General features: G+C 64.9%; 13 protein-coding genes. 9 read left to right on the forward strand and 4 right to left on the reverse strand.

What is annotated here, in order from left to right:
* Positions 1–4: 4 nt before the first annotated feature.
* The 3 genes from xdhA to xdhC are packed head-to-tail and all read left to right on the forward strand — an operon-like array spanning position 5 to position 4703.
* Complete coding sequence (gene xdhA / locus MOE34_RS20085; RefSeq protein WP_242219191.1) at positions 5–1489, forward strand: xanthine dehydrogenase small subunit; 1485 nt, start codon at positions 5–7, stop codon at positions 1487–1489.
* Between the two features lie 3 nt (positions 1490–1492).
* Complete coding sequence (gene xdhB / locus MOE34_RS20090) at positions 1493–3850, forward strand: xanthine dehydrogenase molybdopterin binding subunit (protein ID WP_242219193.1); 2358 nt, start codon at positions 1493–1495, stop codon at positions 3848–3850.
* A gap of 4 nt (positions 3851–3854) precedes the next feature.
* The gene (gene xdhC / locus MOE34_RS20095; protein ID WP_242219195.1) at positions 3855–4703 is read left to right on the forward strand and encodes a xanthine dehydrogenase accessory protein XdhC; all 849 of its coding nucleotides are present in this window, start codon (positions 3855–3857) and stop codon (positions 4701–4703) included.
* Here the strand turns inward: xdhC and MOE34_RS20100 are convergent.
* The gene (locus tag MOE34_RS20100; RefSeq protein WP_242219196.1) at positions 4693–5637 is read right to left on the reverse strand and encodes a LysR family transcriptional regulator; all 945 of its coding nucleotides are present in this window, start codon (positions 5635–5637) and stop codon (positions 4693–4695) included. The genes xdhC and MOE34_RS20100 overlap by 11 nt on opposite strands.
* 141 nt (positions 5638–5778) lie before the next feature.
* Here MOE34_RS20100 and MOE34_RS20105 point away from each other — a divergent pair, with 141 nt between their 5' ends.
* Together MOE34_RS20105 and guaD are read left to right on the forward strand one after the other, a co-directional pair.
* Positions 5779–7020: a urate hydroxylase PuuD gene (locus tag MOE34_RS20105; protein ID WP_242219198.1), complete on the forward strand. Its 1242-nt coding sequence runs from the start codon at positions 5779–5781 to the stop codon at positions 7018–7020.
* Complete coding sequence (guaD, locus tag MOE34_RS20110) at positions 7017–8327, forward strand: guanine deaminase (RefSeq protein WP_242219200.1); 1311 nt, start codon at positions 7017–7019, stop codon at positions 8325–8327. The genes MOE34_RS20105 and guaD overlap by 4 nt, the downstream gene beginning before the upstream one ends.
* 66 nt (positions 8328–8393) lie before the next feature.
* Here the strand turns inward: guaD and bhcR are convergent, their stop codons facing one another.
* Entirely contained in the window at positions 8394–9221 is an 828-nt protein-coding gene (bhcR, locus tag MOE34_RS20115) for an HTH-type transcriptional regulator BhcR (protein WP_242219202.1), read from the reverse strand.
* A gap of 164 nt (positions 9222–9385) precedes the next feature.
* Between bhcR and gcl the strand changes: the two genes are divergently transcribed.
* The 4 genes from gcl (at position 9386) to MOE34_RS20135 (ending at position 14318) form a co-directional block, all read left to right on the forward strand.
* Positions 9386–11173 carry a glyoxylate carboligase gene (gene gcl / locus MOE34_RS20120; RefSeq protein WP_242219204.1) on the forward strand — a complete coding sequence of 596 codons (1788 nt, stop codon included), beginning with the start codon at positions 9386–9388 and terminating at the stop codon, positions 11171–11173.
* Between the two features lie 17 nt (positions 11174–11190).
* Complete coding sequence (gene hyi / locus MOE34_RS20125; RefSeq protein ID WP_242219206.1) at positions 11191–11970, forward strand: hydroxypyruvate isomerase; 780 nt, start codon at positions 11191–11193, stop codon at positions 11968–11970.
* Positions 11971–12005: 35 nt separating this feature from the next.
* The gene (locus MOE34_RS20130) at positions 12006–12890 is read left to right on the forward strand and encodes a 2-hydroxy-3-oxopropionate reductase (RefSeq protein ID WP_160786807.1); all 885 of its coding nucleotides are present in this window, start codon (positions 12006–12008) and stop codon (positions 12888–12890) included.
* A 159-nt stretch (positions 12891–13049) separates the two neighbouring features.
* Positions 13050–14318, forward strand: a complete 1269-nt coding sequence (locus tag MOE34_RS20135) for a glycerate kinase type-2 family protein (protein WP_242219208.1) — start codon at positions 13050–13052, stop codon at positions 14316–14318.
* A 180-nt stretch (positions 14319–14498) separates the two neighbouring features.
* Here MOE34_RS20135 and dnaJ read toward each other — a convergent pair whose 3' ends face one another.
* On the reverse strand, positions 14499–15632 hold the full coding sequence (gene dnaJ / locus MOE34_RS20140; RefSeq protein WP_242219210.1) for a molecular chaperone DnaJ: 1134 nt from the start codon (positions 15630–15632) through the stop codon (positions 14499–14501).
* A gap of 226 nt (positions 15633–15858) precedes the next feature.
* Positions 15859–17760, reverse strand: coding sequence for a molecular chaperone DnaK (gene dnaK, locus MOE34_RS20145; RefSeq protein WP_242219213.1), 1902 nt, complete (start codon positions 17758–17760; stop codon positions 15859–15861).
* Between the last annotated feature and the right edge of the window lie 217 nt (positions 17761–17977).

Raw genomic sequence — 17977 nt, forward strand, 5'->3', positions numbered from 1 at the left:
GCCCATGGCGGCCGCCAAGATCCGCTCCGAACTGCGCTTCATCCTCAACGGCCGGGACGTCGCCCTTCGCGATGTCGCGCCCGACCATACGCTGCTCGACTGGCTGCGCCTTTCCCGCTCGCTCAAGGGCACCAAGGAAGGCTGCGCCGAGGGCGACTGCGGCGCCTGCACCGTGCTCGTCGGCCGCCTCACCCCGCAAGGCGGGCTGGTCTATGAAGGCGTCAATGCCTGCATCCGCTTCATGGGCTCGCTGGACGGCTGTCATGTCGTGACGGTCGAGCACCTCGCCGGCACCGGCGACAAGCTGCATCCCGTGCAGCAGGCGATGGTCGACTATCACGGTTCGCAATGCGGCTTCTGCACGCCGGGCTTCGTCATGTCGCTCTATGCGCTGTGGATGCAGACGCCTAATCCTTCCGACGAGCAGATCGAGGTCGCGCTGCAGGGCAATCTCTGTCGTTGCACCGGCTACGAGCCGATCCTGCGCGCCGCCCGCGCCATCTCCGAATATGGCGGCACCGACAAGGATCCGCTGCTCGCCGAGCGCGCCGCGATGATCGCGCGCCTCAAGGCGCTGCGCGACGGCGCCCGCGTCGAGATCGGCGAAGGCAAGGCGCGGTTCGTCGTTCCGGCGGATCTCGACGATTTCGCCGCCGTGCTGGAAGCTTCGCCCACCGCAACGGTCGTCGCGGGCTCCACCGATGTCGGCCTCTGGGTGACGAAGCACATGCGCGACATCTCCCCGGTCGTCTTCATCGCCGGGCTGGACGAGCTGAAGTCGCTTTCCGTCAAGGACGGCGTGGTCTCCATCGGCGCCGGCGTCACCTATACCGAGGCCTTCGCCACGCTGGCACAGCACATTCCGGCGCTCGGCCCGCTCATCAACCGCATCGGCGGCCAGCAGGTGCGCAATATGGGCACGATCGGCGGCAATATCGCCAACGGCTCGCCCATCGGCGATACGCCCCCGGCACTGATCGCCCTCGACAGCAGGCTGACCTTGCGCAAGGGCGCGGAACGGCGCACCATTTCCCTGCAGGACTTCTTCATCGCCTATGGCAAGCAGGACCGCCAGCCGGGCGAATTCGTCGAAGCCGTGCATGTGCCGGTGCCGCCGGCGGCGGAAAAGTTCGCCGTCTACAAGGTCACCAAGCGCCGCGACGAGGACATCACGGCAACGCTCGGCGCTTTCCGTCTGGCGCTCGCCGCGGACGGTACGGTCGCAGCCATCACCATCGCCTATGGTGGCATGGCGGCAACGCCGAAGCGCGCCTTCGCCGTGGAAAAGGCCCTGGTCGGCCAGCCGTGGACCGAGGCGACCGTCGAGGCGGCCATGGAGAAATACGCGGAAGACTACGCTCCGCTGACCGACATGCGCGCCACGGCCGAATACCGTGCGCTGGTCGCGAAGAACCTTCTCCTGCGGTTCTATATGGAAACCACATCCAGCGAGACGCCCGCACAGGTGTCCAGATACGAGGCTGCGTGAGCCATGAACAAGCACCACACACCCGACCTCAAGGCTGAGAAGATCGACGGCGGCGTCCATTCGAGCGTCAGTCACGATTCCGCGCACAAGCACGTCGCGGGAACCGCCATCTATATCGACGATATCGCCGAGCCCGCAGGCACCCTGCATGCCGGCCTTGGTCTGTCGACCGTCGCGCACGGCGTCCTGAAATCCGTCGATCTCTCGGCGGTCCGCGCCGCGCCCGGCGTCGTCGACGTGCTGACCTATGAGGATGTGCCTGGCGTCAACGACGTTTCGCCCTCGGGCATGAACGACGATCCGGTCTTCGCGGCCGGCAAGGTCGAGTTCCACGGCCAGCCGATCTTCTGCGTCATCGCGGAAACCCGCGAGGAGGCCCGCCGCGCCGCGCGCCTTGCCAAGATCGAATACGAGGAACTGCCGGCGGACATCGACATCTGGGATCTCGACGTCAATACGCACCGCCAGGTCGTTACCCCGCTGACGCTGAAGCGCGGTGATCCGGAAGCGGCGCTGAAGAACGCGCCGCGCCGCGTGAAGGGCCGCATGCGGCTCGGCGGCCAGGACCATTTCTACCTGGAAGGCCAGATCTCCTTCGCCGTTCCCGGCGAGGACGACGAGGTCATCGTCTATTGCTCGACCCAGGGGCCGAGCGAGACGCAGCACATGATCGCCCATGCGCTCGGCGTGCCGAGCCATGCCGTGACGGTCGAGGTACGCCGCATGGGCGGCGGCTTCGGCGGCAAGGAAACCCAGGCGAACCAGTGCGCCGCCATCGCGGCCATCGCCGCCAAGAAACTGAACCGCGCCGTCAAGGTCCGGCTCGACCGTGACGAGGACATGGTCGCGACCGGCAAGCGGCACGATTTCGCCATCGACTACGAGGTCGGCTTCGACGAGGAAGGCCGTATCCAGGCAGTCGATTACACGTTCGCCCTCCGGGCCGGTTTCTCGGCGGACCTTTCCGGCCCGGTGGGCGACCGTGCCCTCTTCCACTGCGACAACAGCTACTTCTTCCCGCATGTGCACGCCAAGTCGGCGCCGCTCTACACCAACACCGTGTCGAACACCGCCTTCCGCGGCTTCGGCGGCCCGCAGGGCATGGTGGGTGCCGAGCGCGTCATCGACGAGGTGGCGTTTGCCGTCGGCAAGGACCCGCTCGAGATTCGCAAGCTGAACTTCTACGACGAGATGGGTATCGAGGGTGATCGTAACCTCACCCCCTACCACCAGAAGGTCGAGGACTGCATCATCCAGCGCCTCGTCGCCGAGCTGGAGGAAAGCGCTGATTATGCCGGCCGCCGCAAGGCCATCGCCGAGTTCAACGCGAAGAGCCGTGTCGTCAAGCGCGGCCTTGCGCTGACGCCGGTGAAGTTCGGCATCTCCTTCACCAAGACGGAGTCCAACCAGGCCGGCGCGCTGGTGCATGTCTACACGGACGGTTCCGTGCACATGAACCACGGCGGCACGGAAATGGGCCAGGGCCTGCACCTGAAGGTGGCGCAGGTGGTGGCGGAAGAGTTCCAGATCGATCTCGACCGCGTGAAGATCACCGCCACGACAACCGCCAAGGTGCCGAACACCTCGCCGACCGCCGCCTCCTCGGGCGCCGACCTCAACGGCATGGCCGCGCAGGATGCCGCCCGTCAGATCAAGGACCGGCTCATCGATTTCGCGGCGGAAAGCCATCAGGTGCCGCGCGACCAGGTCGTGTTCCTGCCCAACCGCGTGCGCATCGGCAATGCCGAGATTTCCTTCAACGAACTGGTGCGGCAGGCCTATATGTCGCGTGTCCAGCTCTCGGCGGCCGGCTTCTACAAGACGCCGAAGATCCACTGGGACCGTTCCAAGGGCCGCGGCCACGCCTTCTACTACTTCGCCTATGGCGCGGCCTGCTCGGAAGTCTCCGTCGATACGCTCACCGGCGAATATGTCGTCGAGCGCACCGACATCCTGCACGATACCGGCCGCTCGCTGAACAAGATCATCGATATCGGCCAGATCGAGGGCGGCTTCATCCAGGGCATGGGCTGGCTGACGACGGAGGAACTGTGGTGGGACGGCAAGGGGCGGCTTCGCACCCACGCGCCCTCCACCTACAAGATTCCGCTCGCCTCGGACCGGCCGAAGATCTTCAACGTGGCGCTCACCGACTGGTCGGAAGCCTACGAGCCGACGATCCACCGCTCCAAGGCGGTCGGCGAGCCGCCGCTGCCGCTCGGCCTTGCCGTGCTGCACGCCCTTTCGGACGCCATCGCAAGCGTGGCCGATCACAAGATCTGCCCACGCCTCGACGCACCGGCGACGCCCGAATGCGTGCTGATGGCCATCGAGCGGCTGAAAGCCGCAAAGAAGGGGTGAGACAATGCCCGCCGCGCGCGAAGATATCAGGGATTTCCTTCGCCGCGAGCGGGCGGTCGTCCTTGTCGAGGTTACGGGCGCGGCAGGGTCCACGCCACGCGACACCGATGCCTGGATGCTGGTCTCCGAACGGGCAATCTTCGCGACGATCGGTGGTGGTCAGCTCGAATATATGGCGATCGACCATGCGCGGCGGGCCTTGCGCCTGGGCGCAGATGCCGAGCCGATGAGCGTGCCGCTCGGCCCGGAGATCGGCCAGTGCTGCGGCGGTCGCGTCGGCCTCTCCTTCGCGGCGGTCACCCCGGCGCTGGCGAGCGACCTCATTGCCCGCAGCGACAAGGAAATGGCCTCGCGCCCGCATGTCTATGTCTTCGGCGCCGGCCATGTTGGCGATGCGCTCGCCATGGCGCTGTCGCTCGCGCCGCTGCGCGTCGTCCTCGTCGATACGCGCGAGGACGAACTGACCGCCTCCACGGTGCCGGGCATCGAGACCTGCCTTACCGCCATGCCGGAAGCCGTGGTGCGCGATGCGCCCGCCGGCAGCAGCTTCGTCATCCTGACCCACGACCACGCGCTCGACTTCCTCATCGCCGCCGAGGCGCTGAAGCGCCCGGACGCCGCCTATGTCGGCATGATCGGCTCCAAAACGAAGCGCGCGACCTTCAAGAGCTGGCTGCTGCGCGAGATCGGCAATCCGGACCTTTTCGAAAACCTCGTCTGCCCCATCGGTGGCACGGCCATCAAGGACAAGCGCCCGACGGTCATCGCCGCCTTGGCGACCGCCGAGATCATGACGGCGGCGTTGATCTGGTCCACGAGTCCGGTAAATGCCGCGAAGGAAGTCAGTCGCTAGCGTCTTCCGTCACCAACTCCTCGCCCAGCAGCTTGCCGATGAGCCGCTGACAGCGCTCCGCCATGAAGTCGATCATCAGGCGGACCTTCGGGTCCTGGAAGCGCTTGTGCGGATAGATCGCCGCGAGCTGGACCGTGGCGGGCGGGCTGTCTTTCAGGATTTCCACCAGCCGGCCTTCGGCGAGGTGGGCCTTCACCTCGAAGAGCGGCTTGTTGATGATGCCGCGGCCTTCCAGCGCCCATTGGGTAAGCACGTCGCCGTCGTCGCTGTCATAGGGGCCGCCGACCTCGAACTTGCGCGGGCCTTCGGCGGTCACCAGCGTCCAGTAATATTCCTTGGAGCCGGGATAGCGCAGCAGGAGACAGTCGTGCTTGTCGGCGATCAGCGCGTCCGCCGTCCTGGGCGTGCCGCGGCGGGCGAGGTATTCCGGCGAGGCGCAGAGCACCCGTTCGCATTTGAGGATGCCGCGCATGCGCAGGTTGGAGTCTTCCAGCACGCCGAGCTTGAAGGCGACGTCGACGCCTTCGGCAAGGATATCGACATTGTGATCCGACAGGCGCACGCGCACCTCGATGTCGGGATACTTGTCGTGGAATTCGGGAATGCCCGAGGCGATGAGACGCCGGCCGATGCCGAGCGGGGCGGTGATGCGCAGCGACCCCTTGGGATTGCGCGAAAGATCGGCGATCGCCGCCTCCGCCTCGTTCACCGCCTCGATGATCTTCACCGCGCCCTCGTAGAAGACACGGCCATGTTCCGTCGGCGAGAGCTTGCGCGTCGTGCGGTTGAACAGCCGCACGCCGAGGTGACGCTCCAGCTCCTTGATGCGATTGCTGGCGACCGCGGGCGTGACGCGCTGGTCGCGGCCCGCCGCCGAAAGGGTACCGAGTTCGACCACGCGAACGAAGACGCGTACATTATCGAGATAGGACATGATTCTTTCTACCACATTGGCGTGCGGAGCAAAGTGGGCGGCCATCTTTTAGATTTTTTTGAAAGACTTGGGGATTCCCCGGGATTTCCGGGTAAATAACTTGATGGCAAACAAGCTTATGGAAAATGGGTGGAGGACCCTATGTACGAATATGCCATAGCCTGGGATTGGGTAATGTTCGCAGTCCGCTGGCTGCACGTGGTCACGGCCATCGCCTGGATCGGCTCATCCTTTTACTTTGTCGCCCTCGACCTGGGCCTGAAGAAGCACCCCGGCCTGCCGCCGGGCGCCTATGGCGAGGAGTGGCAGGTTCACGGCGGCGGCTTCTACCACATCCAGAAGTACCTCGTGGCGCCGGCCAAGATGCCCGAGCACCTCGTCTGGTTCAAATGGGAAAGCTACGCCACCTGGCTCTCGGGCTTCGGCATGCTCTGTCTCGTCTATTATGCGGGCGCGGACCTCTACCTCATCGATCCGAATGTGCTGAACGTCTCCAAGCCGGTGGCCATCGCCATCTCGCTCGGCTCGCTCGCCTTCGGCTGGATCATGTACGACCTCATCTGCAAGTCGCCCTTCGGCAACGACAACACGCGGCTGATGGTGGCGCTGTACTTCATCCTGGTCGTCGTCGCCTGGGGTTACACGCAGCTCTTCACGGGGCGCGCCGCCTTCCTGCATCTCGGCGCCTTCACGGCAACGATCATGTCGGCGAACGTGTTCTTCATCATCATGCCGAACCAGCGCATCGTCGTCGCCGACCTCATCGCCGGCCGCACGCCCGATCCGAAATACGGCAGGATCGCCAAGCAGCGCTCAACGCACAACAACTACCTGACGCTGCCCGTCCTGTTCCTCATGCTGTCGAACCACTATCCGCTGGCCTTCGGCACGGAGTTCAACTGGATCATCGCCTCGCTGGTCTTCCTGATGGGCGTCACGATCCGCCACTACTTCAACACGACCCATGCCGGCACGGGCAACCCGACCTGGACGTGGCTCGCCACCGCGCTGCTTTTCGTCATCATCATGTGGCTTTCCACGGTGCCGAAGGTGCTGACGGGTGAAGCCGACGACGCCAAGGTCTCGGCCGCCCAGCAGTCCTTCGTAACGGCGGAAGCCTTCCCGAAGGTGCGCGACACCGTCGCCGGGCGATGCGCCATGTGCCACGCCAAGGAGCCGGGCTGGGAAGGCATCGTCACGCCGCCGAAAGGCGTGATGCTGGAAACCGACGCGCAGATCGCGGCCCATGCCCGCGAGATCTACCTGCAGGCCGGCCGCTCGCACGCCATGCCGCCGGCAAACGTCACCCAGGTCTCGGACGAGGAGCGCAAGCTCTTCGTCGCCTGGTACGAAAGCGCCGTCAGCGGGGAGAAGATCCAGTGAGCGATCTCCTGATCCGCGGACGGGTGCTGACCTTCGTCGCCGAGCCGCAGGGCATCGACGACACGGCCTCCTACCGCTACCACGAGGACGGCGCCGTCCTCGTGCGTGACGGCAAGGTGGCGGACACAGGCGACTATGCTGTCATCAGCAAGCTTGCCGGCGCGGATGTCGAGGTGGCCGATCACCGGCCGAACCTCGTTCTGCCGGGCCTTATCGATACGCATTTGCACTTCCCGCAGACTCAGGCCATCGCCTCCTACGGTGCCCAGCTTCTCGAATGGCTGAACACCTATATCTTCGTCGAGGAACAGAAGTTCGCCGATGCCGTCCATGCGGCGGCCGTGGCGGACAGGTTCTTCGACGAGCTTCTGTCGAACGGCACCACCACCGCCGTCGCCTATTGCTCGGTGCATCCCGAAAGCGTCGACGCCTATTTCACGGCGGCCGAGGCACGCGGCATGCGCATGGTCGGCGGCAAGGTGATGATGGACCGCAACGCGCCCGACGCGCTGCGCGACACGCCGCAGAAGGGCTATGACGAAACGAAGGCGCTCATCGGGAAGTGGCACGGCCGTGGCCGCGCGCATTACGCGATCAGCCCGCGCTTCGCCATCACCTCCACGCCGGAGCAGATGGAGATGAGCCAGGCGCTCGTCGCGGAAAACCCCACCTGCTACGTCCAGACCCACCTTTCGGAAAACCACGACGAGATCGCCTTCGCGACCTCGCTCTATCCGGAAGCCAAGGATTATACGGACATCTATGCCCGTTATGGCCTTTTGAACGAGCGCATGCTGCTCGGCCACTGCATCCACCTGAGCGACCGGGAAGTCGGCGTTCTCGCCGAGACCGGCAGCGTTGCCGTCTTCTGCCCGACGTCGAACCTCTTCCTGGGGTCCGGCCTCTTCGACCGCGACCGCTTCGACAAGGCCGGCGCGCGCTGGTCGGTGGCGACGGATGTGGGGGCGGGTACCAGCTTCTCCATGCTGGAGACGATGGACGAGGCCTACAAGGTGCTGCACCTGCGCGGCCAGAAGCTGACGCCGTTCAATTCCTTCTACCGCATGACGCTCGGCAATGCCCGGGCGCTTGGCCTCGAAAAGCATATCGGCTCGCTTCATGCCGGGGCGGACGCGGATATCGTCGTGCTCGATTCCAGCGCCAAGCCGGCGATGGAATACCGCATGCGCACGGCGAAATCGCTGATGGAGGAACTGTTCATCCTCCAGACGATGGGCGACGACCGCTGCGTCGCCGAGGTCTATGTCGCCGGCAAGGCGATGAAGGCGAAGGCGCCGCGCGCGTAACCCGCCGCCCCGCATCTGACGGTAAACACCATCGCGCCGCCGTATCCCTCCGGATGCGGCGGCGTTTCATTTGCCCTTGAGCCGTCCGCCCATCGCCTTGGTCAGCCCTTCCGCCGCGGCCTGCACCACCGGGCCGAGCGCATCCACCTTGGTATCGGGCAGGCGCACCGCCGGCCCCGAAACGGAAATGCCGGCAACCGCCTCGCCATATTCGTCGAAGATCGGCGCGGCGACGCAGCGCATGCCGAGCGTGTGCTCCTCGTCGTCGATGGAAAAGCCGCGTGCGCGGATTTTTGCGATATCGCCGAGCAGCAGAGGCAGGCTGTCGCGTGTCTTGTCGGTGAAATGTTGCAGCGTCCGGCCTGCCAGCAGCGCCTCGATGCGCGCATCCGGCCAGGTCGAGAGGATCGCCTTGCCGATGCCGGAGGCATGGATCGGCCCGCGCCGGCCGGGGCGGAAGAAGGCGCGCATCGGCGCATGGCTTTCGACCTGCGAGATGAACACCACGTCGCCGTCGTCCTCGATGGCGATGTTCGCGGTCTCGCCGCAGCCTTCCATGAGCTGCTTCAGGAACGGCCGGCTGATCGTGCCGAGCTTGCGGAAGCGCAGATAGGCGGTGCCGATCTCGAAGGCCTTCACGCCGATGGTCCAGGCGCCGGTTTCCCCGTCATGGGTCACCATGCCATGCTGGGCGAGCGACGTCAGAAGGCGGTGCACCGTCGAGGGCGCCATGCCGGACTGGTCGGCAAGGTCGGTCAGCGCCGCACCGTCCGCCCGCGCCACCAGATCGAGGAGCTTCAGGCTCCTGTCCAGCACCTGCACGGAAGAGGGTGCCGCATTCTCCGCCGGTTTGCGGCCGGGCCGCCCCCGCGTCTTTTCCTGATGCTCCGCCATGGCCTTGTCTCCTCGTCGCCGCATCATGCCATAGCCCGCTTGCGGCGATTGTTCCAGATTCGTTGAAAATGTTTATTTCCATCTGATGGGATGAATTTCCATTTTACCATTGCGCGGAAAATGGAATCCGGTACCTTCCGTTGCGAGAGACGGAGGAAAATCCCATGGCTAAAATGCGTGCTGTCGATGCAGCAGTCCTGGTTCTGGAAAAGGAAGGCATCGATTGTGCCTTCGGCGTACCGGGCGCAGCGATCAATCCCTTCTATTCGGCGCTGAAGGCGCGCGGCTCGGTCCGCCACGTCCTCGCCCGCCATGTCGAAGGCGCAAGCCACATGGCCGAAGGCTATACCCGTGCCCGCTCCGGCAATATCGGCCTTTGCATCGGCACGTCCGGCCCGGCCGGCACCGACATGATCACCGGCCTCTATTCGGCATCCGCCGACTCGATCCCGATCCTGTGCATCACCGGCCAGGCACCGCGCGCGCGCCTCGACAAGGAAGATTTCCAGGCTGTCGACATCGCGAAGATCGCGGCACCCGTCACCAAGTGGGCCGTCACGGTCATGGAACCGGGCCTCGTCCCCTATGTCTTCCAGAAGGCGTTCCACACGATGCGCTCCGGCCGTCCCGGCCCGGTCCTCATCGACCTGCCGATCGACGTCCAGCTCGCCGAGATCGAGTTCGACATCGACGCCTACGAGCCCCTGACGCCCTACAAGCCGGCCGCGACCCGCGCCCAGGCCGAGAAGGCGCTGACCATGCTCAATGAATCCGAGCGCCCGCTGCTCGTCGCCGGCGGCGGCATCATCAATGCGGATGCCTCGGACCTGCTCGTCGAATTCGCCGAAATCATCGGTGTCCCGGTCATCCCGACCCTGATGGGCTGGGGCACGATCCCGGACGATCATCCGCTGATGGCCGGCATGTGCGGCCTGCAGACCTCGCACCGCTACGGCAACGCCACGCTGCTCGCCTCGGACTTCGTCTTCGGCATCGGCAACCGCTGGGCAAACCGCCATACCGGCAACATCCCGACCTATACCGAAGGCCGCACGTTCATCCACGTCGACATCGAGCCGACGCAGATCGGCCGCGTCTTCACGCCCGATTTCGGCATCGTCTCCGACGCCGGCGCCGCCCTTCAGGTCTTCCTGGAAGTCGCGACGGAATGGAAGGCCGCCGGCAAGCTGCGCGACTGGTCGGACTGGGCTAACGAGTGCCGCGAGCGCAAGCGCACCATGCTGCGCAAGACGCATTTCGACCAGATCCCGCTGAAGCCGCAGCGCGTCTACGAGGAAATGAACAAGGCCTTCGATCGCGACACCTGCTACGTCTCGACCATCGGCCTCAGCCAGATCGCCGGCGCGCAGTTCCTGCACGTCTACAAGCCGCGCAACTGGATCAACTGCGGCCAGGCCGGCCCGCTCGGCTGGACGCTGCCGGCAGCGCTCGGCGTTCGCGCCGCCGATCCGGATCGTCCGATCGTCGCCCTGTCGGGTGACTACGACTTCCAGTTCATGATCGAGGAACTGGCCGTCGGCGCCCAGCACAAGCTGCCCTACCTGCATGTCGTCGTGAACAACTCGTATCTCGGCCTCATCCGCCAGGCACAGCGCGGCTTCAACATGGACTTCGAAGTCTCGCTCGCCTTCGACAACATCAACGCGAATGCCGACTCGGAAGCCGGCTACGGCGTCGATCACGTCGCGGTCGCCGAAGGCCTCGGCTGCAAGGCCATCCGTGTCCGCAGCGCCAACGAGTTCCAGGAAGCCTTCAACACGGCGCAGAAGCTGATGAAGGAACACCAGGTTCCTGTCGTCATCGAGTTCATCCTCGAGCGCGTCACGAACATCGCCATGGGTGCCGACATCAACGCTGTCGTCGAGTTCGAAGAACTGGCGGAACGCGGCGAAGATGCACCGACGGCGACGCTCGCCGCCCTGCTGGATTGAGTTAGAGGGAGAACGAAATGCCGAAATTTGCGGCCAACCTGACCATGCTCTTCAACGAGGCGCCCTTCATGGAGCGCTTCGCCCTGGCCGCCAAGGCCGGTTTCGAAGGGGTCGAGTATCTCTTCCCCTACGATTTCGACAAGGACGCGATCCGCGCCGAACTCGACAAGCACGGCCTGACGCAGGTCCTGCACAACCTGCCGGCCGGCAACTGGGCCGGCGGCGAGCGCGGCATCGCGGTCCTGCCGGACCGCGTGGACGAATTCCGCGAAGGCGTGGCGAAGGCCATCGACTACGCAACGAAGCTCGGCTGCAAGCAGATCAACTGCCTGTCGGGCATCTCGCCTGCCGGCGTGCCGGACAGCGTGCTGCGCGCCACCTTCGTCGCCAACCTGAAGCTGGCGGCCTTCGAACTCGGCAAGCACGGCATCAAGCTGCTGATCGAGCCGATCAACCACTTCGATATTCCGGGCTTCTACCTGAACACCCCGGATCAGGCGGCCTCGATCATCGCGGAAGTCGGCTCGGACAACCTCTATATCCAGTACGACCTCTACCACCAGCAGCGCACCGAAGGCGAGCTGATCGGCACCTTCAAGAAGCACCAGGCGCAGATCGTCCACGTGCAGCTTGCCGATAATCCGGGTCGCAATGAACCGGGCACGGGCGAGATCGCCTATCCCTTCGTGTTCAAGACGCTCGACGCGCTCGGCTACGACGGCTGGATCGGCTGCGAATACAAGCCGCGCACCACGACGCAGGAAGGTCTCGGCTGGCTGACTGAAATCGGCCGCTGAACCATCGAACAATTTCAAGACTGGGAGTTTAGATCATGGCAAATATCGGTTTCATCGGCCTCGGCATCATGGGCACCCCCATGGCACGTCATTTGCAGAATGCCGGCCACACGGTCATCACCTCGAAGTTCTTCATCCCGCCGCACAAGGATCTGGTCGATAACGGCCTGCAGATCGTCGAAAGCCCGAAGGCGCTGGCCGAAACGGTCGACACGATTATCCTCATGCTGCCCGACACCCCGGAAGTCGAAGACGTGCTCTTCGGCGAGAACGGCGTCTCCTATGGTCTTTCGGCCGGCAAGCTCGTCATCGACATGAGCTCGATCTCGCCGATCGCCACCAAGGAATTCGCCAAGAAGGTCCGTGCGACGGGCGCGGAATATGTCGACGGCCCGGTTTCGGGCGGCGAAGTCGGCGCCAAGAACGCCTCGCTCTCCATCATGGCCGGCGGTTCGCAGGAAAGCTTCGATCGTGCCCTGCCGCTCTTCCAGCTCATGGGCAAGAACATCACGCTCGTCGGCGATTGCGGCGACGGCCAGGTGACCAAGGTCGCCAACCAGATCATCGTGGCCCTCACCATCGAAGCCGTCGCCGAAGCGCTCGTCTTCGCGTCCAAGGCCGGTGCCGATCCGGCTCGCGTCCGCGCGGCGCTGATGGGCGGCTTCGCCTCCTCGCGCATTCTCGAAGTGCACGGCGAGCGCATGGTCAAGCGTACTTTCGATCCGGGCTTCCGCATCTCGCTGCACCAGAAGGACCTCAACCTGGCTCTCCAGGGCGCCAAGGCGCTGGGCGTTTCGCTGCCCAACACCGCCTCGACGCAGGAACTCTTCAACCAGTGCGCCGCCCATGGCGATGCAGGCCTCGATCACTCAGGTCTCGTCACGGCGCTGGAGCGCATGGCGAACCACGCCGTCGCATGACGGCCTGACCGGGCGGGGAGGGGAGCCCCGCCCGGTCACCCTTTCTGGAGGAGGAGATACAGCCCCTCGCCCCGCTGCGCCGTTTCCGACTGGAGGCGGTTCTGGCGCGCGGGCGGGGGGCTGTTTATATGAGTCATTCGCATGCACCGGAGGAACTCCATGCCGACCATCGCCGATCCGCGCGCCTTTCTCGAAAATCTCTTCTCCGTCGCGGTTTCCGCCGCCGACCCGGAGAAGGTGCTGGCCGCCAACCTGCCGGAAAAGCCGAAGGGCCGCACGGTGGTGATCGGTGCCGGCAAGGGCGCCGCGCAGATGGCCCGCGCCTTCGAGCGCCTGTGGGATGCGCCGCTGACCGGCGTCATCGTCACCCGCTACGGCTATGCCGTTGTCTGCGAGCGCATCGAGGTTCTGGAAGCGGCCCATCCGGTGCCGGACGATAGCGGCCTTCTCGCCTCTGGCCGCCTGATGGCCGCCGTGCGGGGCCTCACCGAAGACGATCTCGTCGTCGCCCTCGTCTGCGGCGGCGGCTCGGCCCTGCTGCCCGCGCCCGCCGGCGACCTGACCCTTGCCGACGAGATCGCAGTCAACAAGGCGCTGCTGGCTTCCGGCGCGCCGATCAGCGCCATGAACGCCGTGCGCAAGCAGGTCTCGCGCATCAAGGGCGGCCGGCTTGCCGCGCTCGCCCATCCGGCCCGCGTCGTTTCGCTGGTCGTTTCCGATATTCCGGGCGACAACCCCGCCCTCGTCGCGTCCGGCCCGACCATTGCCGACGAGACGACCCGCGCCGATGCACTCCGCCTCATCGAACGCTATCGCCTCGACCTGCCCGAAGCCGTCATGCGCCACATCCGCGACGGCAAGGATGAGCCGCCGCTGCCGTCCGATCCGCGTTATGCCCGCAACGAGGTGAAGCTGGTCGCTTCCGCTGCCGTCTCGCTGGAAGCCGCCGCAGCAGCCGCCAGGAAGGCCGGCGTCGAGGCCGTCATCCTGTCGGATGCTATCGAGGGCGAGGCCTCCGAGGTCGGCCGCGTGCATGCCGCCATCGCGGCGGAAGTCGTGCGCCGCAACCGGCCGTTCGAAAAGCCCGTTGTCATCCTCTCGGGCGGCGAAACCACCGTCACGATCAAGGGCAAGGGCAAGGGCGGCCGCAACGGCGAATTCCTGCTCTCCTTCGCCTGCGCCACGGACGGCCTTGCGGGCCTGTCTGCGCTCGCCGCCGATACGGACGGCATCGACGGCTCGGAGGACAATGCCGGCGCCTTCGCCGACGGCACCACCGTCGCGCGCCTCGCCGACAAGGGTAAGGACGCCGCCGAGTTCCTGTCGCGCAACGACAGCTGGACCGCCTTCGACGCCCTCGGCGACCTCTTCGTGCCCGGCCCGACCGGCACGAACGTCAACGATTTCCGGGCGATCCTCATCCAGTAGCAAGAAGCTCGGATCGCCTCCGCTCACCGTCGTCATCCTCGGGCTCGACCCGAGGATCCACAATCGCCGCCGTGCGCGTGGATGAATGGCCGCGTCAAGCTCGACCTTGACGGCGAGACATTGCAGCCAACAAAAAAGCCCCGGCAATGCCGGGGCTTTTCGTTTGTGCCTTCAAGGCGATCAGCCTTCGAAGAATTCCTTCATCCGGGCGAAGAAGCCCGCCGATTCCGGATTGTTCTCCTTCGAGGAAATCTCGTCGAATTCCTTCAGCAGCTCGCGCTGGCGCTTGGTCAGCTTCTGCGGCGTCTCGATCTGGATCTGGATGTAGAGATCGCCGACCTGGCTGGAGCGCAGCACCGGCATGCCCTTGCCCTTCAGGCGGAACTGTTTTCCCGCCTGCGTGCCCTCGGGCACCGAGACGCGCGACTTGGTGCCGTCGAGCGTCGCGACGTCGAAGGTGCCGCCAAGGGCCGCCGTCGTCATCGAGATCGGCACGGCGCAGTAGAGGTCCGCCCCGTCGCGCTGGAAGAACTCGTGCGGCTTCACGGAGAGGAAGATATAGAGGTCGCCCGCCGGTCCGCCGCGAACGCCCGCTTCACCTTCGCCGGAAAGGCGGATGCGCGTGCCGTCCTCGATACCCGCCGGGATGTTGACCGACAGCGAGCGCTCTTCCGTGACGCGGCCGTTGCCGTGGCACTTGGTGCAGGGGTCGCTGATCGTCTGGCCGCGGCCGTGGCAGGTCGGGCAGGTGCGCTCGACGGAGAAGAAGCCCTGGGCGGCGCGCACGCGGCCGGAGCCCTGACAGGTGGCGCAGGTCTTCGGGCTGGTGCCGGGCTTTGCGCCCGTGCCGGTGCAGACGTCGCAGGTGATCGACGTCGGCACGCGGATCTGCGCATTCTTGCCGGCATAGGCTTCTTCCAGCGAAATTTCCATGTTGTAGCGCAGGTCGCCGCCGCGCTCGCGTCCGCCGGAGGAGCGCCGCTGGCGTCCGCCGCCCATCATCTCGCCGAAGATGTCCTCGAAGATGTCGGAGAAGCCGCCGCCCTGGAAGCCACCGCCGCCGAAGCCGCCGCCACCCATGCCGCCCTGCTCGAAGGCGGCGTGGCCGTAACGGTCATAGGCCGCGCGTTTCTGCGGGTCCTTGAGCGTTTCATAGGCCTCGTTGACGTCCTTGAACTTCTGTTCGGAAGAGGCATCGCCCGGATTCTTGTCGGGGTGATACTTCATCGCCATCTTGCGGAAGGCGCTCTTCAGCTCCTTCTCGTCGGCGGTCTTGGAGACACCCAGCGTCTCGTAAAAATCAGCTTTTGCCATTCGGGTTCACGTCCGTTTCGCGGGAACGGTCTTGTTATTGTGTATCGGGAAGCTTGCCTTGGCCTCACGCATGCGAAAGGCGGAAGCCCGGCGAAGGGAAGGCCATGACGTCGTCGCCGCGATAAACGGGAGTGATCATGGTGCCTTGTTTCCCTTCGCGCTGACTTCCGCCTTTTCGCTATCCGTTGCACCGGCCGCGTTTGGCGCGGCCGGCATGTCGGGAGGCTTAGGCCGACTTCTTGTCGTCCTTGACTTCCTCGTAGTCGGCATCGACGACGTTGTCGCCGTCATCACCCGAGGCGGCGCCCTCTTCAGCCTGCTGGGCCTCGTAGATCGCCTGGCCGAGCTTCATGGAAACTTCCATGAGCGTGTTGGTCTTGGCCTTGATGTCCTCGGCGTCCGGCTCGGAGGCTTCGACGGAGGCCTTGAGGTCGGCAATCGCGTCCTCGATGGCCTTGCGGTCGGCTTCCGTGACCTTGTCGCCATATTCCTTGACCGACTTTTCCGACGAATGGATCAGGCTTTCGGCCTGGTTCTTCGCCTCTACGCCCTCACGGCGCTTCTTGTCGGCCTCGGCATTGGCTTCGGCATCCTTGACCATCTTCTCGATGTCGGCGTCGGAAAGGCCACCGGAAGCCTGGATGCGGATCTGGTGCTCCTTGCCGGTGCCCTTGTCCTTGGCCGAGACCTGCACGATGCCGTTGGCGTCGATGTCGAAGGTGACTTCGATCTGCGGCATGCCGCGCGGTGCCGGCGGGATGCCGACGAGGTCGAACTGGCCGAGCAGCTTGTTGTCCGCAGCCATTTCACGCTCGCCTTGGCTGACGCGGATGGTCACGGCCGACTGGTTGTCCTCGGCGGTCGAGAAGGTCTGGCTCTTCTTCGTCGGGATCGTCGTGTTGCGCTCGATCAGACGGGTGAAGACGCCGCCCAGCGTTTCGATGCCGAGAGACAGCGGGGTCACGTCGAGGAGGAGAACGTCCTTGACGTCGCCCTGCAGAACGCCGGCCTGGATGGCGGCGCCCATGGCGACCACTTCATCCGGGTTCACGCCCTTGTGCGGCTCCTTGCCGAACAGCTGCTTGACGGTTTCCTGCACCTTCGGCATGCGGCTCATGCCGCCGACGAGAACGACTTCGTCGATCTCGGCCGCCGTGACGCCGGCATCCTTGAGGGCTGCCTTGCACGGAGCGACGGTGCGCTGGATGAGGTCGTCGACGAGCGCTTCGAACTTGGCGCGGGTCAGCTTCATCGTCAGGTGCTTCGGGCCGGAAGCGTCTGCCGTGATGAACGGCAAGTTGATTTCGGTCTGCTGCGAGGACGAAAGCTCGATCTTGGCCTTTTCGGCAGCTTCCTTGAGGCGCTGCAGGGCGAGCTTGTCGTTCTTCAGGTCGATGCCCTGGTCCTTCTTGAACTCGGCTGCGAGATATTCGACGAGACGCATGTCGAAGTCTTCACCGCCGAGGAAGGTATCACCGTTCGTCGACTTCACTTCGAAGACGCCGTCGCCGATTTCCAGGACCGAGATGTCGAACGTGCCGCCGCCAAGGTCGTAGACGGCGATAGTCTTGCCGTCCTTCTTGTCGAGGCCGTAGGCGAGCGCGGCAGCCGTCGGCTCGTTGATGATGCGGAGCACTTCAAGACCCGCGATCTTGCCGGCGTCCTTGGTTGCCTGGCGCTGCGCGTCGTTGAAGTAGGCCGGAACCGTGATGACGGCCTGCGTGATGGTCTCGCCGAGGTAGGATTCGGCGGTTTCCTTCATCTTCTGCAGGATCATCGCGGAGATCTGCGAGGGGGAATAGCCCTTGCCGCGGGCATCGACCCAGGCATCGCCGTTGTCGCCCTTGACGATCTTGTAGGGAACGAGACCCTTGTCCTTCTCGACGAGCTTGTCGTCGTAGCGGCGGCCGATGAGGCGCTTGACGGCGAACAGGGTATTTTCCGGGTTGGTGACCGCCTGGCGCTTGGCCGGCTGGCCGGTCAGCCGCTCACCGTCTTCGGTGAAGGCGACCATGGAAGGCGTCGTGCGTGCGCCTTCGGCGTTTTCGATGACTTTCGCGTCCTTGCCATCCATGACGGCGACGCAGGAATTGGTCGTTCCGAGGTCGATACCGATTACTTTAGCCATGTCATTCTCTCCTTCAAGCGAACTGCCGGAACCCATTCAGGCATTCTTTTGGCAGCCCCTAATGGTATGGTCTTGTCGAAAACCCCGGCCTGAACCGGAGCTTTGCGGGGTATATAAGGACCACTCCAGACGACTGCAAGACATGGACGAGCCGCAAAGCTCGCGAAATCAGCGTGTCCGGGAGGAATTCGTACACCGTCGGCGCTTCCTGCAATCA

The organism is Shinella zoogloeoides (assembly GCF_022682305.1).
Classification (GTDB): Bacteria; Pseudomonadota; Alphaproteobacteria; order Rhizobiales; family Rhizobiaceae; genus Shinella; species Shinella zoogloeoides_B.

What these genes read in the sequence shown, in the direction of transcription:
- xdhA (WP_242219191.1), top strand. Translation starts at nt 5, where the DNA reads ATGGCGGCCGCCAAGATCCGCTCCGAACTGCGCTTCATCCTCAACGGC.
- xdhB (WP_242219193.1), top strand. Translation starts at nt 1,493, where the DNA reads ATGAACAAGCACCACACACCCGACCTCAAGGCTGAGAAGATCGACGGC.
- xdhC (WP_242219195.1), top strand. Translation starts at nt 3,855, where the DNA reads ATGCCCGCCGCGCGCGAAGATATCAGGGATTTCCTTCGCCGCGAGCGG.
- MOE34_RS20100 (WP_242219196.1), bottom strand. Translation starts at nt 5,637, where the DNA reads ATGTCCTATCTCGATAATGTACGCGTCTTCGTTCGCGTGGTCGAACTC.
- MOE34_RS20105 (WP_242219198.1), top strand. Translation starts at nt 5,779, where the DNA reads ATGTACGAATATGCCATAGCCTGGGATTGGGTAATGTTCGCAGTCCGC.
- bhcR (WP_242219202.1), bottom strand. Translation starts at nt 9,221, where the DNA reads ATGGCGGAGCATCAGGAAAAGACGCGGGGGCGGCCCGGCCGCAAACCG.
- gcl (WP_242219204.1), top strand. Translation starts at nt 9,386, where the DNA reads ATGGCTAAAATGCGTGCTGTCGATGCAGCAGTCCTGGTTCTGGAAAAG.
- hyi (WP_242219206.1), top strand. Translation starts at nt 11,191, where the DNA reads ATGCCGAAATTTGCGGCCAACCTGACCATGCTCTTCAACGAGGCGCCC.
- MOE34_RS20130 (WP_160786807.1), top strand. Translation starts at nt 12,006, where the DNA reads ATGGCAAATATCGGTTTCATCGGCCTCGGCATCATGGGCACCCCCATG.
- MOE34_RS20135 (WP_242219208.1), top strand. Translation starts at nt 13,050, where the DNA reads ATGCCGACCATCGCCGATCCGCGCGCCTTTCTCGAAAATCTCTTCTCC.
- dnaJ (WP_242219210.1), bottom strand. Translation starts at nt 15,632, where the DNA reads ATGGCAAAAGCTGATTTTTACGAGACGCTGGGTGTCTCCAAGACCGCC.
- dnaK (WP_242219213.1), bottom strand. Translation starts at nt 17,760, where the DNA reads ATGGCTAAAGTAATCGGTATCGACCTCGGAACGACCAATTCCTGCGTC.